The sequence below is a fragment of the Neisseria sp. P0021.S007 genome (genome assembly GCF_051956855.1).
Genome location: NZ_JBQCXA010000393.1, coordinates 1 through 763, shown reverse-complemented (window position 1 = coordinate 763; position 763 = coordinate 1). Strand labels below are relative to the sequence as shown.

Genomic DNA, 763 nt, shown 5'->3' with positions numbered 1-763 from the left:
CAATCAAGCCAATCAACCATCCAATACAAAACGTCGTCTGAAAACCCTAAATACAGTTTTCAGACGACGTTTGACTTTATTACCTACCTTAAATCTCGCTACCGCCGACAGTCAACCCGGCATCAATCCGCAAGGTCGGTTGTCCGACGCCGACCGGCACGCTCTGCCCGTCTTTACCGCACACGCCGACACCGCTATCCAACGCGGTATCGTTGCCTATCATGGAAACATGTTTCAACACTTCAGGGCCGTTGCCGATGATGGTTGCACCTTTGACGGGATATTGCAGTTTACCGCCTTCGACCCACCACGCTTCGGATGCGCTGAAGACGAATTTGCCGCTGGTGATGTCCACCTGTCCGCCGCCGAAATTGACGGCGTAAATGCCTTTATCGATGGACGCGATGATTTCGTCGGGTTCGTAGCCGCCGTTTTCCATAAAGGTATTAGTCATGCGCGGCATAGGGGCGGAGGCGTAGCTTTCGCGGCGGCCATTGCCGGTAGATTGCGTACCCATCAAGCGGGCGTTGGTTTCGTCCTGCATATAGCCGACTAAGATGCCGTCTTCAATCAATACGGTGCGGCGCGTTTCGTTGCCTTCATCGTCGATATTGAGCGAGCCGCGCCTGTCGGCAATATCGCCTTGGTCAACGACGGTCACGCCTTTAGCGGCAACGCGCTCGCCGATTCTGCCTGAAAAGACGCTGGTTTCTTTACGGTTGAAATCGCCTTCCAAGCCGTGTCCGACGGCTTCGTGCAGCAA

The 763-nt window shown here is 54.7% G+C and carries 1 protein-coding gene; it reads right to left on the bottom strand.

Going from position 1 to position 763, the window contains the following annotated elements:
- Positions 1-88: 88 nt before the first annotated feature.
- The coding region (locus ACTHUR_RS13570; RefSeq protein ID WP_440399052.1) for a metallopeptidase TldD-related protein at positions 89-763 on the bottom strand (675 nt) is incomplete at its 5' end.